We start from the raw sequence: 13,870 nt of genomic DNA, 5'->3' as shown, positions 1-13,870 counted from the left end.
AGCTAGTCATGCCCCGTAGCGGTTCCGGCGTTCTTTCCGGGACTGGTAGAGATCCAACATGCTGAGCGCGGTAGCCAGTGAACCGATCACGAACACGGTTGCGAAACCGATCATTGTGGCGTGGTCCCAGTTGCCGGTTGCCGCCACACTCGCGAAAACGATACCCGTGACCAGCGCGAGCCCGATCGCGGTGCCGACGCGCTGGCCGGTCTGCATGACCCCGCCGGCGGAACCCGCGTACTGGACTGGCACATCGGCCAGTGTGAGGGTCTGGTTCGGGCTGATCACGGCACCTTGGGCGCCGCCGGTGAACGCGAGCGGCAGCATGAGCCACCACACTGAAATGTCCCAGGTTTCGATCATCCAGATCACCAGGATGCTCCCGAGCAGGCCTGCGAGCACCACGAACTGCGCGGTCAGCACCAGGATGCGGCCTAAACGCACGATGTGCCGGCCAGCGATCGCGGACGTCACCGCGGAGATGATCGCAGCTGGCAAGCCGATTGAGCCGGCCGCGAGCGCGGATTCGCCGTGGCCGTTCTGCATATAGACCGCAACCAACAACCAGATGGCCGGCATGCCGGTGAAATGTACGGAGATTAGCGCGGTGCCGTTGGCGAAAGAACGCGTTTTGAAGAGGTTGAGGTCCACCATGGGGGAGCGGCCGCGGCGTTCATAGGCGCGTTCCCAGAAAACCCATCCCACAAGCAACACGAGCCCTACAGGCAGCGCGGCCCAGAACCACGCGGAGGCGCGGGCCTCCATAAACGGCAACATGACCAGCAATACCGACAAACCGAACAGGGTGATACCCACCGGGTCGATGTCAGCTTTCGCGCGGTCACCTGAAACCTCCACGCCCTCACGCTGGATGCCTGCCGGTTGATCAGCTGCGGGAACAGGTTCCCAAGCGCCTGCCGGGAACCATTTCTTGGACATCAGGATCGCGAACGCCGCGATCGGGACGTTGATGAGGATCGAGGCGCGCCAACCCCATTCCGCGCCAAACACAGCAATCAGCACACCGCCCAGTACCGGGCCGATCGCCACGGAGACACCCACGACTGCGCCGAAGAGGCCGAACGCGCGCCCGCGTTTGCTTCCGCTAAAGAACTGTTGGATCAGCCCGATGATCTGCGGACCCAGTGCACCGGAGCCCAGTCCGGTCAGTGCGCGGGCAATGTTGAGCACCGTAGTGTTCGGAGCTAGCCCCGCCAAGAGCGAACCCAGCCCGAACACGGCCAGGCCCGCCACGAATAGGCGGCCGCGGCCATACACATCGCCGGTCCGGCCAGCCGCAACCAGCAACACACCGAAAGCTAGCGCGTAACCGGAGACGACCCATTGAAGCTGGGAATCATCAGCTTCGAAGGTGTGCTTGATGGAAGGGAGAATGACGTTGACAATCGATACGCTCAGAAGCGTCATGAACATGGGGAATAACGTCACCACAAGCAAGTGGCGCTGAACGGTAGAGAATCCCTGATTGTCACTAGTCACGGACAAAGTATGTCACACAGCTCACATAAGAGCGCAGGCATAACGTCTGCATTCAGCTATGTGACTTGAACGTTCTCCATCTTCGCGCGAGCCTTCTTGGTGCCTGGCTGCTTGTTGATGCGGTATTCGGCGTAGCGGGCAACACCGGAGAGGATGAGGCACAAACCGATGTACATCACGGCGCCGACCATCGCTGCAGGGATCAACGGGTAGCCGAACGAGATCTGGTTGCCCACAAGCTTCACCTGATACAGCAGCTCCTGGTATGTGATCACGAAACCAAGTGCCGTGTCCTTGAGCGCCACCACGAGCTGGGAGATGATGACCGGCAGCATCGACTTCACGGCCTGCGGTAGCAAGATGAGCGTCATGACCTGATATTTACGCATACCGATCGCGTACGCGGCTTCCGCCTGACCCTTCGGTAGCGAAACAACGCCCGCGCGGATCGCCTCAGCCAGAACCGAGCCGTTGTAGGCGGTCAACGCGATCACGACGGCGGTGAACGGCGTCATCTTGATGTCCAACGTTGGTAGGCCGTAGTACAGCAACATCATGAGGATCAGCAGCGGGATGGCGCGGAACGTCTCAACGAGGAATGAGAAGATTGCGCGCACCCATGCGTGATCTGAGAGCCGCCCGACCGCGAGGATGAACCCGAGCGCGAGCGAAAGCACCGCCGCGAGCCCGAACGCGGTCAGCGTATTCACAGCGCCTTGGATAAAGCCCTGCATGATGCGTGGCGACTGCAAGAACGCCCACTTTTGGGGCGCGAACTGTCCAGCCGCCGCGAACTGGCTGATGATGAACCACACGATCCCTGCAACCACAACGATGGTGGCCACCGCCAGGATGCGGTTGCGGACTTTGGCGCGCGGGCCAGGCTGATCGTAGAGAACTGAAGCCGCCATGGTTATGCCACCTTCCACTTACGTTCGAAGTACCGCTGCACTACGGAGAGAATCATCACGAGCGCCACGAAGATGATGGCAACCCAGATGAGGCCCTGCAGCTGCGGTTCGGAGCGTTCGGAGAGGTACTGGCGGATCGTACCGGCCTCGACCACACCGAAAGCCGCTGCAACCGTCGTGTTCTTCAGCAATGCGATGAACACCGAGAACATCGGTGGAACGGTTGCCCGGAACGCTTGCGGCAAAATGATTTGGGTCATGGATTGGCCGAACGTGAGCCCGACGGCGCGGGCGGCTTCCGCTTGCCCCAACGGCACAGTGTTGATGCCGGAACGCAACGCTTCAGCAACATAGGTTGCGGTGTAGAGCGTCAAGCCGACGATCGCGAGCTGAACGAAATCCAACTTAGGCAGAATCGAGCTATCGCTGGATGCGAGCTTGGGGTAACCAAGCGCGAAAAACATGAGGATCAACGTCAACGGCGTGTTACGGACCGCGTTGACATAGAACGCACCCACCGCCCGCATCACAGGCACAGGGGAGACCCGCATCGCACCAACAATGGTGCCGAGGATGAGGGAACCGGCGCCCGAGACCACAAAAAGCCAGAGGGTCATCTGGAAGCCGCGTATATATATGTCGCTATTTTCGGTGAGTACTCGCCAGAACTCGGCTAGCGCATCCATCTAAGCGCTCCTTGTCTGCAAGGTAGGAGGGGTCTGCAAGGTGGGAAAGGTCTGCAAGGTGGGGGAGAGTCCGTGTGAGCCCACGGCGTAGCGGTGTCCATAGGAAAGGCGGCTCGAGTTTTCAGCGCCCGAGCCGCCTTCCTTATGAGTCACGCACGACTAGCCGCAGGGAGTTAGTCGCACAGTGTTAGTCGCACTTGGCTGGGGTCGGCTGTTCAACCTTGGTGCCGGACTTGCCAAGCGTTGCGTCATAGACCTCGGTCCAGTGCTTCTTGCCGTCCTCGGAGGTCATCGCATCGGAGAGGGCCGTGCACAGCGCGGTGTCACCCTTAGGGATACCGACGCCGTAGAGCTCCTCAGTGAAAGGTTCGCCAACAACCTTGAGGTTGTCAGGATCGTTGGATGCGTAACCCAAAAGGATCGCCTGGTCGGTCGTGACAGCGTCAACGTTGCCGTCCATGAGGGCAGAGACACATGCGGAGTACTTGTCCATACCCACGGCCTTGGTGTCCTTGAAGTTCTCTTCGATGTTCTGCAGCGGGGTCGAGCCGGTTGCCGAGCAGACCTTCTTACCCTTCAAATCCTTCTCAGACTTGATGCTGTCATCGTCCTTCTTCACCAAGAGACCCTGGCCGGTCTCGAAGTACGGGCCAACGAAGCCGACCTGCTGCTTACGCTTATCGGTGATCGAGTAGGTGCCGACGTAGAGGTCAACGTCGCCGTTGGAGAGCGCCTGCTCGCGGTTTGCGGAGTCAACCACCTTGTATTCGATCTTGTCGGCCTCAACGCCGAGTTCAGCTGCCATCCAGCGCGCGATTTCGATGTCGAAGCCGGAGCGCTCGCCGGTTGCCGCATCGAGGTAGCCAAGACCTGGCTGGTCTTCCTTCACACCGATGACGACCTTGCCGTCCTTGGAGATCTTGTCGAAGGTCTTGGAGCCTTCGATCTTGACGTCCTTCTTAGCGTCGACGTCCACGTGCTCAGCCTGGCTGTCGCCGCCACCGCACGCGGTGAGGGCCAGCGATGCTGCAGCCAGGGTTGCGAAAACGGCGCTGGCACGCTTGGTGCTACGGCGTTTGAACATGAGAGCCATAATGGTTCCTTTCTGGGCCCCAGGGTGGGGTGGTTAATGGGTGATGAGCTTAGAGAGGAAGTCTTTAGCCCGGTCGGTTTGCGGGTTGGTAAAGAACTCTTCCGGTGTTGCTTCTTCAACGATCTCGCCATCTGCCATGAACACGATGCGGTCAGCGGCTTTGCGGGCAAACCCCATCTCGTGCGTCACCACGATCATGGTCATACCGGATTTAGCGAGCTGAACCATGATGTCGAGGACTTCGGTGATCATCTCCGGATCGAGAGCAGAGGTTGGTTCGTCGAAGAGCATGACCTCAGGTTTCATAGCGAGTGCGCGTGCGATAGCGACGCGCTGCTGCTGGCCACCTGAGAGCTGGGAGGGCATCTTGTTGGCCTGGTTGCCCACGCCCACTCGGTTGAGTAGTTCGAGGGCCTGCTTCTTAGCCTCTGCCGGCTTGACGCCACGAACCTTGATGGGACCAAGGGTCACGTTGTCCTGAATGGTTTTGTTGGCGAAGAGGTTGAAGGACTGGAAGACCATTCCGACGTCCGCACGTAGCTTGGCGAGTGCCTTGCCTTCCTCTGGCAGCTTCTTGCCGTTGATGAGGATCTCACCGTTGTCGATGGTTTCGAGGCGGTTGATAGTCCGGCACATGGTGGACTTACCGGAACCCGAGGGGCCAAGAACAACAACCACTTCGCCACGGTGAACGTCGAGGTTGATGTCACGCAGAACGTGCAGTGGGCCATAGTGCTTATTGACCCCTTTGAGGGAGACAACGGGTGTGGTGTCCGTCTCAACTGTTGATGTCATGAAAATAAAATAGCAGTTTTTGTGTGACCTATATCAACTCAGATGGAAGTTGAATTTTTTGTGTCAGCGTGCCAGTTGCGTGCGTACTGGATAGTGTTGAGACATGGACTGCTCTGACCGTTCGCCGCATCAACAGCCACACCGTGGGTCTCAATCTCATCGTGGGTCTCATTCCCATCGCGATGTTCCGTTGCCCGGCCGCAGGCAAGCCGACCACTTTGACCGAGATATGCTCAAGCGTTCTTCGCCGATCGATCGCGGCCGCGAAGCGTGGCGAGTTCTGCGGATGCAGTCCGAATTTGTGACCGCCTATGATTCGCTGAATGAGCTGGGCGGGGCGATCGCCGTGTTCGGTTCAGCTCGGCTCGGCGAAGGCACCCCGGAGTATGCGGCCGCCCGCGAGGTCGGACGGCAGCTGGTCGAGGCAGGTTTCGCGGTGGTGACCGGTGGCGGCCCGGGAACCATGGAGGGCGCTAACCGTGGAGCAGCGGAAGCCGGTGGGCGTTCGGTGGGGCTGGGTATCAACCTGCCCTTTGAGACGGGCTTCAACGAGTGGGTGGACACCCCGGTTCCTTTCCATTATTTCTTTAGCCGCAAGGTCACGTTCGTGAAGTACACGGACGGCTGCATCGTGATGCCTGGTGGGGTAGGAACGCTTGATGAGCTCTTTGAGATCATGACCTTGTGCCAGACCCAGAAGATTAGCGGCTACCCGATCGCGTTGGTTGGTAAGGATTTCTGGAGCCCGCTACTTGAATGGATGCAACAGGTGCTTCTGGGACGAGGAACCATCAGTGAATCAGACATTCAGCGCCCGCTGATCACCGACGATGTTGCAGAAGCCGTTGAGTTCGTGACTGCACACGCCCGCGGCCCAGCCGGGAAGCCGCATGACGATGCGGGCGGCAGTAACGGGAACGCCGCATCGTAGCAACCGCATATCCTAGAGATAGCGGGCCCGACGCGAGCGGGCGCGGCAGGCAAATTTTTTGAGTGTAAGTCGAGGCAGCGCACGCTGCGTTCTGTGAGGTTGATCTGATGCCGCTCTTTGTGGTGTTCATTGCGGTGGCGGCTGCGGCGGCGATCGCTATAGCCGTGTATCCGCGGCCGTCCCAGAAAACCGAACCGTTGGATGACACGCCTCCGATGTTTGGCCTGCCTGAGCCTGACCCGGTGCTCCCGCCTGTTGTGTTGCCTGAGAGCCCGCAGGGTGCAGACGTTGAGGCTTTGCGTTTGCCGATCGGCTTCCGTGGATACCGCTGTGATGTGACCGATAGGGTGCTCGATGAGCTCGCGGCACGGATCGATGAGCTCGAGGTTGAGAACGCTCGCCTGCGTTCCCAGGCTTCTAAATCTGGCCGAAGCAGCTCAGCGCACTAGAGGCTAAAAGTTACCAAGAGGCATCTAGGGTGTGGTCTGATTATCCTTCAATTGGTTGTGACACAGGTTATCTGGGATAATCAAGGTAACCCTTTAGGGGCTCGTACTTCGACGGGGTGAGCGATACCCCAATGGAACCTGAGGAGCGCACGAAAATGGCTGCGATGAAACCGCGTACGGGTGACGGCCCGTTGGAAGTTGTCAAAGAGGGTCGGAGCTTGATTATGCGGGTTCCGATCGAAGGCGGCGGCCGCTTGGTCCTTGAGATCAACGACGATGAGGCCGTGGCGATGCGTGATGCGCTCGTTGGAGTAACAGGCTAAGCCTTCACGTCACTAGGTTTGCAATGCTGGATGCGTCCACCACACCGGTGGGCGCATCCAGTGCTTAAACATTCAGCCTCCGCTAGGTGACATGCGGGTAGGCTAGCCGTCAGATCCAGCGGGTGCGGAGGCGAACGGGCAACGCGGTGCTAGCAGCCAACGCAAGGTTAGTGGCCAACGCGGCCTTAGCAGTTAACGCGGTGCTAACGTTGCTTGACGGCTAGCAGGACCCCGGAACCAGACGGAATGGTCACAGAGAACACGTCCTCGTGATCGCGTAGCCACCGTTGAGCCTTACGGGCCGCGATCGTTGAAGGCTTGCGTACGGCAGGTGCCAACACGCGGTCTGAATCCAGCGCATCGTTGATGATCAAAAGCCCACCCGGTTCAAGCAGCCGTAGCGCCTCCACAGCTTCTTTCGCGACCCGGTTAGGGTCACCATCGAGCAGTACCAGCTGATACGAGGAATCCGCGAGCCGAGGGAGGACCTCCTGGCTGCGGCCATTAATGGTGCGCACGCGGCGGCTGGGGATGTTCTCTTCCTTGAAGGCGTAGCGGGCGGCTTCGAGGTGGTCGTAATCCTTATCGATCGTGGTGAGCACTCCGCTAGGAGCCATTCCACGCAGAATCGCGAGCGAACTGATCCCCACGCCCGTTCCGACCTCAACCGCGGCCTCCACTGCAGCGCTCGCGGAGAGTACTGTGATCAGTTGAGCCACGGCCGGGGTCACTGACTCCACGCCGAGTTCCAAGCCCCGGGCCCGCGCGGCGGTCAGCGCAGCGTCCTCGAGGGGAAGAGCCTCGGTATAAGACCAGCTGCTGTGCTTAGAAACTGACACGGAATCCCTCCGAGGATTGAAACGGGGCAGTGAAGGAAACAGGCGCGGAACTGCAAGGGCGTCTAAGACATCTTATGTCCAAGCGGTCAGCGGGGCCTCAACCTCAAAGGGGAGTGGCGTGCAACAACACCCAAGAGGGGGCAGTTCCTCTTGAGTTCTTTATCAGGTTTCGCTCAGGTGAACAAGGCAAAATGAGGGAGGATCCGGATCCAATTTAGAGCGGAGGTGGCACAGAGGTGACGAGCGAATCTAGCCACGAAGCCGCCTTCAACGCCACTTCCCGAGATGCGCACACGGACACGGTGAGGGGTCTTGGATCGGCTAGGCGTTGGGTTCCGCTCATGGGGGCGCTTGTAACGTTCTCAGCGTTGCTGGGAATCTTGGTCGCGGCGTGGGCTGCTGGGGGAGTCCGGGAGCCGCAACCGGTGACGTCGTCAGCGGCGCATTTCACGTCGCGTGGCGAGGCTCTAGGCGCCGAACAGGTGACGAACTTACGTCACGCCGGCTGGCTGTGCACCGACCTGCGCACTATCGGTTTCACGTGGGAGAGTGCATCGGGCCGCCACATCGGCAACACATACGAGTTGCAGCAGACCTACTCCTCACCCGCGGGTACTGTGGTGATCGTTGAATCCCGCGACGCCCACGGCTCGGCAATCCAAAGCCGTACACAATCAGAAGACGCAGACGCAAGCAACCAAGCGATCCACAGGTTGCGTGATGGCCGAGGGCCGCTGTGGCAAGCCGAACTGAGCACCGACAGTGCCCGTTTCGTCATCGCGGCTGACCTGCCTTCGATCCACGAGAAGATCCTCGTGCACCAAGTGCGCACGCAAGCCACGGACAAGATCCGAGACCTCGAAGCCTCCAGAGCTGGCGGGCTGGAGCGGCTCACCCGTGGATTCGCTAGGCTCATGGAGCCGCGGTAAGGGTCGCTTAGAATACGTGTCAGATTCGTAAGCATCGCGTGAACAGGTAAGCTTCGGGCGTGGAGTTTTTTGGAATTAATGGTGCAGAGTTCCTGGTTCTGGGGATTCTTGCCGTTGTGATCCTCGGGCCAGACAAGCTGCCCGAGTACACCCGAAAACTCGCTGACTTCATCAAGGGCGTCCGCAATTACGCGAGCACCGCCAAGGAACGTTTCCAAGAGGAAATGGGCGATGAAGTCAAGGACGTTGACTGGCGCAAACTCGACCCGCGGCAATACGATCCACGCAAAATCATCCGCGACGCCCTCTTCGAAGACGACGCTCCCGCTAACGCAACGACGAGCACCAACACAGAACCAGCCTCGGCACAATGGAAGCCTCAAGCCCTACCGAACGTTGCAGGCCAGGATCGGCTGCCGGCGGACCAGCCGGCACCGTTCGATGACGAAGCAACCTAGGCTGTCCTGCTAGCGGTCTCACGCCGTGGCGTGGCTAGCGGTGCGGCGCCGTGGCTACCCCGGTGTAGCTACACTGGCCTGGCTATCGGGGCGTGGCTACCGAGGTGTGACGCCGAGCGATCTACCGGCAAGCCCGCGCGGGGCCGAGGCGAGCTCCTGCGCCAGCGCCCGGAGCGCATCGGCCGCTTCAGAAGCCTCAGGGCTCAAGACCACCGGGACACCCTCATCGGACCCGATCCGCAAACGCTCCTCGAGCGGGACCTGCGCGCGTACAGCAACCGGGTAGCCCACCTGCTCGCTCAGATGCTCAGCCACAATCTCACCACCACCGGAGCCGAAGATGCGGGAGACACTGCCGTCCGGCATCCGCATGAAGGACATGTTCTCCACCACGCCAAGCACCTTCTGGCCCACCTCATGCGCCATCGCCCCGGCACGCTCCGCGACCTCAGCGGCCGCGGCTTGAGGCGTAGTCACCACCAGAACACCGGCATGCGGCAACAACTGGCCCACAGAAATCGCGACATCGCCGGTGCCAGGAGGCAAATCCAGGAGCAAGAAATCGAGGTCACCAAAATGCACCTCGTTCACGAACTGCTCCAAAGCCCGGTGCAGCATCGGGCCACGCCACATGACAGGCCGGTTGCTGTCTAAGAACATGCCGATCGACATGACCTTTACACCGTGAGCCACCGGCGGCAAAATGAGGTCATCAACCCGGGTCGGCTTGTCCGTGACCCCCATCAAACCGGGGACCGAGAAACCCAAAACATCCGCGTCGATCACGCCGACCTTATAGCCTTCAGCCGCCAACGCGGCTGCAAGGTTCACCGTGACCGCGGACTTACCAACACCACCCTTACCCGAAGCCACAGCGATAATGCGGGTCAACGTATCCGGCCTCGTCAACGGTGAGCCCGTGCGTTTGAGCGAGCCCACCAACTCGGCGCGCTCTTGAGGCGACATGACATCCAAGACCACATCAACATCGGACACCCCAGCAACACCGCGCGTAGCTGCCTCGACGTCATCGGTGATCCGCGCCTTCATAGGGCAGCCAGCAACCGTGAGCTTGACCGTAACGCTCACCCGGCCGTCATCGGTGACCGTGACGTCACGCAACATTCCCAGATCAACCAGCGGGCGGCGCAACTCGGGATCCTGCACTGACGCGAGCGCTTCCCGAACCCGGTCAGAAAGATGGCCCCGGTCAGAATGGTTGCCTCGGTCAGAAAAGTCAGCTGTTGGCATACTTCCCAGGATAACTAAGGCCACGCACACACAAGGAGCGGTAAATTGGTGATCATGACAGCTACACCGCAGAGCTTCGGCAACATGTTCATGAGTATCCCGCGCGGGCCGGTCTTGGGACGTTTCAGCGACTACCAGGACGCCCAGAAGGTGGTTGACTTCCTCGCGGATAACGACTTCCCGGTCAACAACGTCTCCATCATCGGTAACGACCTCAAACTTGTTGAACGGGTCTCCGGCAAGCTGACCTACCCGAAAGTCGCGTTGCAAGGCGCGATGCAGGGCGCGATGATGGGCCTGTTCTTTGGGCTGATCATGATGCTGTTCTCGCCTCAGGGCGCCAACGTGGCGACGCTGATGTTCGCGGCCGTGCTGATCGGTGCGGTGATGTGGATGCTCTTCGGCATCATCCAGTACGCTCTACGCCGCGGCAAACGCGACTTCGCATCCACCCGGCAGGTGCTCCCGGCGAGCTGGGACGTGATCGTGAATCCACAAGTTGCAGGGCAAGCCCAGGCACTGCTGCGGAAGCTTCAAGACCGCCCGGCGTCCCTCCCGATCAACGACGGCCCGAACTACAGCCAGGGTGGCTTTGGGCGGAGTGGCTATGGTCAGGGCGGCTTTGGACAGAACGGGGCCGGGCAAGGCGGTTACGGCCAGGGAAGCAATGGCCCGGGAACCAATGGTCAGGGAACCAATGGTCAGGGCGCCGCGGGAGGCTACGGAGCGGGCCAGGGTCCATCGTGGCAAGGCTCTGCGGGTCAGGGCTCTTTTGGCCAGAATACGGATGGCCAGGGTCTCGGTGCTTCAGGCCAGCAGGGGAGTGCCGCTAACCGTGAGCAAGGCGCTGAACAGTCTGCGGCATCGACGGCTCCGAGCGATCCGTTCTACGCCGACCTCGAAGACGGGCGTCCACGGTTCGGGGTCCGCCGCGAAGACCTCGCCGCGCAGAAACCAGTCGACGCTGACTCGAATGAGTCAGCGTCGACGGATTCCGAAGCCTCAGAGAAGCCTGAGGAAGAGCAACAGAAGTAGCTCTGCCGCGCCATCTTCACGGAGCGACTTCAAGGGGCGACTTCACAGATCAACTTCACAGAGCGACATGGACGGCGGGGCCTAGCTACGTTGGCCCAGCTACGTCGGCCTAGTTGCGTTTGAGCCAGGCTTCGACCTCGTCCACGGTACGTGGGATGTCTTTGGTGAGGGATTCTGCGCCGTCGGCGGTGACGAGGATGTCGTCCTCGATGCGTACGCCGATGCCGCGGTATTCCTCAGGTACAGCGAGGTCTTCAGCCTTGAAGTAGAGGCCCGGCTCGATCGTGAAGACCATCCCTTCGACCACGATGCCGTCCTGGTACAGCTCCTGGCGGGCCTGCGCGCAGTCGTGGACGTCGAGGCCGAGGTGGTGGCTCACACCGTGCGGCATCCAACGGCGATGCTGCTGGCCGCTCGGCTTGATCGCTTCCTCAGCGCTCACCGGCAACAGGCCCCACGCATCGAGGTGTTCAGCCAGGACAGCGGCGGCTTTATCGTGGATCATCCGGAACGTGATGCCGGGCTTGACGATCGCGAACGCCTGATCAGCGGCATCCAGGACCGCCTCATAGATCTTGCGTTGGACCGGGGTGAACGTGCCATCCACCGGAACAGTGCGGGTCACATCGGCGGTGTAGAGCGAATCGACCTCAACACCCGCATCAACCAGCAGAAGCTCACCAGAGTTCACCTGGCCGTCGTTGCGGATCCAATGCAGTGTGGTCGCGTTGTTGCCTGAGGCCGCGATCGTGTCATAGCCGAGGTCATTACCTTCCTCGCGAGCCCGAGCAAAGAACGAGGTCTCCACAACGCGTTCGCCACGCTTATGATCCACGGCGCGGGCAAGGTTGGCGATGATGTTTTCGAAACCGGAAGCCGTCGCGGCAACAGCCTCACGCATCTGCTCGACTTCCCACTCGTCCTTGATCAAACGCAGCTCAGAGAGCGCCTCGGTGAGCTTGGCGTCCTTCTTATCCTCAGCTTCAAGGTCGGTGATGCCAGTGTTGATGCGGGAGGTGTCCACGAGCGCATCCACGGTGGGGTCCACGTCACGGACCACACGCACACTCAAACCTCCGAAGGCTGGGTGTCCAGCGTTCTCGGTGATCGCATCCTCAAGTTTCAGGTCCATGTGCTCGGTCGGCAAACCGGTCTGGGTCGCCATCGTTTCGAGCGTGTGGCGGGCACCGATCCAGAACTCGCCGGTGCGTGCGTTGGAATAGAACTCTTTGGAGTCCCGGCCAGCCATCGGGCGGAAATACAGTGTGGAAACGTGCTGGGAGCCGTCATCGCCGGCGCCTTCTTCAACAGGCTCCATGACCAAGACAGCGTCCGGTTCTTGGTCTGTGCCCAGACCGGTCATATGAGCGAAACCGGAATGTGGACGGAAGCGGTAATCGGTGTCATTCGAACGCACCTTGAGCGGGCCGGCTGGCAAAACCAGACGCTCGCCCGGGAACATCGCGGACAAAGCGGCGCGACGTTTCGCGGCGTAATCGGCTGAGGCCGAGCGGGTCACACTGTGATCCGACTCTGCCCAGCTCGATGCCATGAACTCACGGAAAGCTTCAGAATTAGGTCGCATGGAACGGTTGTTAACCCTTTCCTCAATAGGCTGCTCAGAAATAGGCTTCTCAGAGCCCGCACCGCCAGCAGCTGCGGCGGGTGGCTGGGCAGGGGACTGCGAATCAGAGATCTCGTTACTCACACCTCTATCGTGTCACTCGCCACTGACAGTTTCATCCTGAAACATGCGGGCTGTGCCGTAAGCTGAGGATCATGCGCATCGACCTTCACACTCATTCGTGGATTTCAGACGGAACCGAATCGCCGGCCGACGTCATCAAACAAGGCCACGCGGCCGGCCTTGACGTGATCTCCCTGACTGATCACGATGCGGTCGAGGGCTGGGATGCCGCCCGCTCGGCCGCCCTTGAAATGGGGATCGGTTGGCTCGGCGGCATCGAGGTCAGCTGCCGTGTCCCGGATACCGGCGTCACGGTGCACATGCTCGCCTACATGCCGGACCCGGAAGACGCGGCACTGGTTGCCGCGATGGAGGAACAACGGAATTCGCGTATAGTAAGGGCGCGCATGATCGTTGAGAAGCTCGCTGAGGATTTCCCGATCACGTGGGAGGACGTGCTCGCACAAACGAGTGATGGCGCCACGATTGGCCGCCCCCACATCGCCGATGCGCTCGTTGCCGCCAACATCATCCCGGACCGCAGCTCAGCATTCAGTGACCTGCTCTCAAGCAAGAGCCGCTACTACGTTGCTCAACCCGCCCCGAGCCCGGTCCGCGCGGTAGAGATGATCCGAGCCGCCGGGGGAGTGCCCGTGATGGCTCATCCCGCAGCCCCCGCACGCGGCCGGGTGATCCGTGCCTCCGATCTTGAAGAATGCGTTGACGCCGGGCTTGCTGGGGTTGAGATCCATCACCGAGACAACAACCAAGCCGGGCGGGAATGGCTCCACAAGGTAGCCCGCGAACGCAACCTCATCATCACCGGATCCTCCGACTATCACGGCACCGGAAAACCGAACCGGCTCGGTGAAAACCTCACCGAGCCGGAACAGCTACAAAAAATCCTTGCCCAGGCCGCGCCCTCCAACCGGAGCGCCTATACCGCCGGACTACCTGCAGAATGGGTGCGCTGAGCTCACGCC

15 protein-coding genes are annotated in these 13,870 nt (G+C 60.5%); 7 read left to right on the top strand and 8 right to left on the bottom strand.

Going from position 1 to position 13,870, the window contains the following annotated elements; all coding sequences use genetic code 11:
• Positions 1-6 precede the first annotated feature (6 nt).
• The 5 genes from J2S67_RS06145 to J2S67_RS06125 form a co-directional block, all read right to left on the bottom strand.
• Complete coding sequence (locus tag J2S67_RS06145; RefSeq protein WP_310247269.1) at positions 7-1,500, bottom strand: MFS transporter; 1,494 nt, start codon at positions 1,498-1,500, stop codon at positions 7-9.
• A gap of 56 nt (positions 1,501-1,556) precedes the next feature.
• Positions 1,557-2,411 carry an amino acid ABC transporter permease gene (locus tag J2S67_RS06140; RefSeq protein ID WP_052048345.1) on the bottom strand — a complete coding sequence of 285 codons (855 nt, stop codon included), beginning with the start codon at positions 2,409-2,411 and terminating at the stop codon, positions 1,557-1,559.
• A gap of 2 nt (positions 2,412-2,413) precedes the next feature.
• The gene (locus J2S67_RS06135) at positions 2,414-3,097 is read right to left on the bottom strand and encodes an amino acid ABC transporter permease (RefSeq protein WP_070491473.1); all 684 of its coding nucleotides are present in this window, start codon (positions 3,095-3,097) and stop codon (positions 2,414-2,416) included.
• A gap of 187 nt (positions 3,098-3,284) precedes the next feature.
• Positions 3,285-4,190, bottom strand: a complete 906-nt coding sequence (locus J2S67_RS06130; protein WP_141742494.1) for a glutamate ABC transporter substrate-binding protein — start codon at positions 4,188-4,190, stop codon at positions 3,285-3,287.
• Between the two features lie 33 nt (positions 4,191-4,223).
• A complete protein-coding gene (locus J2S67_RS06125; RefSeq protein ID WP_035755444.1) occupies positions 4,224-4,985 on the bottom strand; it encodes an amino acid ABC transporter ATP-binding protein in 762 nt (253 codons plus the stop codon).
• A gap of 229 nt (positions 4,986-5,214) precedes the next feature.
• Here J2S67_RS06125 and J2S67_RS06120 point away from each other — a divergent pair, with 229 nt between their 5' ends.
• The 3 genes from J2S67_RS06120 to J2S67_RS06110 all read left to right on the top strand — a co-directional run bounded on the left by J2S67_RS06120 (position 5,215) and on the right by J2S67_RS06110 (position 6,688).
• Positions 5,215-5,916, top strand: a complete 702-nt coding sequence (locus tag J2S67_RS06120; protein ID WP_310247262.1) for an LOG family protein — start codon at positions 5,215-5,217, stop codon at positions 5,914-5,916.
• Positions 5,917-6,023: 107 nt separating this feature from the next.
• Complete coding sequence (locus tag J2S67_RS06115) at positions 6,024-6,365, top strand: DivIVA domain-containing protein (protein WP_310247259.1); 342 nt, start codon at positions 6,024-6,026, stop codon at positions 6,363-6,365.
• 155 nt (positions 6,366-6,520) lie between these two features.
• Positions 6,521-6,688 carry a DUF3117 domain-containing protein gene (locus J2S67_RS06110; protein ID WP_070491469.1) on the top strand — a complete coding sequence of 56 codons (168 nt, stop codon included), beginning with the start codon at positions 6,521-6,523 and terminating at the stop codon, positions 6,686-6,688.
• Between the two features lie 203 nt (positions 6,689-6,891).
• Here the strand turns inward: J2S67_RS06110 and J2S67_RS06105 are convergent, their stop codons facing one another.
• Entirely contained in the window at positions 6,892-7,527 is a 636-nt protein-coding gene (locus tag J2S67_RS06105; protein WP_035755433.1) for an O-methyltransferase, read from the bottom strand.
• Positions 7,528-7,763: 236 nt separating this feature from the next.
• Between J2S67_RS06105 and J2S67_RS06100 the strand changes: the two genes are divergently transcribed.
• Both J2S67_RS06100 and J2S67_RS06095 read left to right on the top strand, forming a co-directional pair.
• On the top strand, positions 7,764-8,456 hold the full coding sequence (locus J2S67_RS06100) for a hypothetical protein (protein ID WP_141739897.1): 693 nt from the start codon (positions 7,764-7,766) through the stop codon (positions 8,454-8,456).
• A 59-nt stretch (positions 8,457-8,515) separates the two neighbouring features.
• Positions 8,516-8,914, top strand: coding sequence for a twin-arginine translocase TatA/TatE family subunit (locus tag J2S67_RS06095; protein ID WP_070508083.1), 399 nt, complete (start codon positions 8,516-8,518; stop codon positions 8,912-8,914).
• Between the two features lie 96 nt (positions 8,915-9,010).
• Here J2S67_RS06095 and J2S67_RS06090 read toward each other — a convergent pair whose 3' ends face one another.
• Positions 9,011-10,165 carry an Mrp/NBP35 family ATP-binding protein gene (locus J2S67_RS06090; RefSeq protein ID WP_310247253.1) on the bottom strand — a complete coding sequence of 385 codons (1,155 nt, stop codon included), beginning with the start codon at positions 10,163-10,165 and terminating at the stop codon, positions 9,011-9,013.
• Between the two features lie 54 nt (positions 10,166-10,219).
• Between J2S67_RS06090 and J2S67_RS06085 the strand changes: the two genes are divergently transcribed.
• Positions 10,220-11,200 (top strand): general stress protein, encoded by a 981-nt coding sequence (locus J2S67_RS06085; RefSeq protein ID WP_310247251.1) that lies wholly within the window; start codon positions 10,220-10,222, stop codon positions 11,198-11,200.
• Between the two features lie 109 nt (positions 11,201-11,309).
• Here the strand turns inward: J2S67_RS06085 and J2S67_RS06080 are convergent, their stop codons facing one another.
• Positions 11,310-12,908, bottom strand: coding sequence for an aminopeptidase P family protein (locus J2S67_RS06080; protein ID WP_377648879.1), 1,599 nt, complete (start codon positions 12,906-12,908; stop codon positions 11,310-11,312).
• Between the two features lie 71 nt (positions 12,909-12,979).
• Between J2S67_RS06080 and J2S67_RS06075 the strand changes: the two genes are divergently transcribed.
• Positions 12,980-13,861 carry a PHP domain-containing protein gene (locus J2S67_RS06075; protein ID WP_310247248.1) on the top strand — a complete coding sequence of 294 codons (882 nt, stop codon included), beginning with the start codon at positions 12,980-12,982 and terminating at the stop codon, positions 13,859-13,861.
• Positions 13,862-13,870: the final 9 nt, after the last annotated feature.

This window comes from Pseudoglutamicibacter albus, from assembly GCF_031458175.1.
Lineage (GTDB): Bacteria > Actinomycetota > Actinomycetes > Actinomycetales > Micrococcaceae > Pseudoglutamicibacter > Pseudoglutamicibacter albus.
This window is presented reverse-complemented; position numbering and strand designations above follow the sequence as displayed.

Bases quoted from the DNA above. Each gene is read 5' to 3' on its own strand.
- J2S67_RS06130 (WP_141742494.1), bottom strand. From the start codon at position 4,190: ATGGCTCTCATGTTCAAACGCCGTAGCACCAAGCGTGCCAGCGCCGTT.
- J2S67_RS06135 (WP_070491473.1), bottom strand. From the start codon at position 3,097: ATGGATGCGCTAGCCGAGTTCTGGCGAGTACTCACCGAAAATAGCGAC.
- J2S67_RS06085 (WP_310247251.1), top strand. From the start codon at position 10,220: ATGACAGCTACACCGCAGAGCTTCGGCAACATGTTCATGAGTATCCCG.
- J2S67_RS06140 (WP_052048345.1), bottom strand. From the start codon at position 2,411: ATGGCGGCTTCAGTTCTCTACGATCAGCCTGGCCCGCGCGCCAAAGTC.
- J2S67_RS06075 (WP_310247248.1), top strand. From the start codon at position 12,980: ATGCGCATCGACCTTCACACTCATTCGTGGATTTCAGACGGAACCGAA.
- J2S67_RS06110 (WP_070491469.1), top strand. From the start codon at position 6,521: ATGGCTGCGATGAAACCGCGTACGGGTGACGGCCCGTTGGAAGTTGTC.
- J2S67_RS06120 (WP_310247262.1), top strand. From the start codon at position 5,215: ATGCTCAAGCGTTCTTCGCCGATCGATCGCGGCCGCGAAGCGTGGCGA.
- J2S67_RS06115 (WP_310247259.1), top strand. From the start codon at position 6,024: ATGCCGCTCTTTGTGGTGTTCATTGCGGTGGCGGCTGCGGCGGCGATC.
- J2S67_RS06090 (WP_310247253.1), bottom strand. From the start codon at position 10,165: ATGCCAACAGCTGACTTTTCTGACCGAGGCAACCATTCTGACCGGGGC.
- J2S67_RS06125 (WP_035755444.1), bottom strand. From the start codon at position 4,985: ATGACATCAACAGTTGAGACGGACACCACACCCGTTGTCTCCCTCAAA.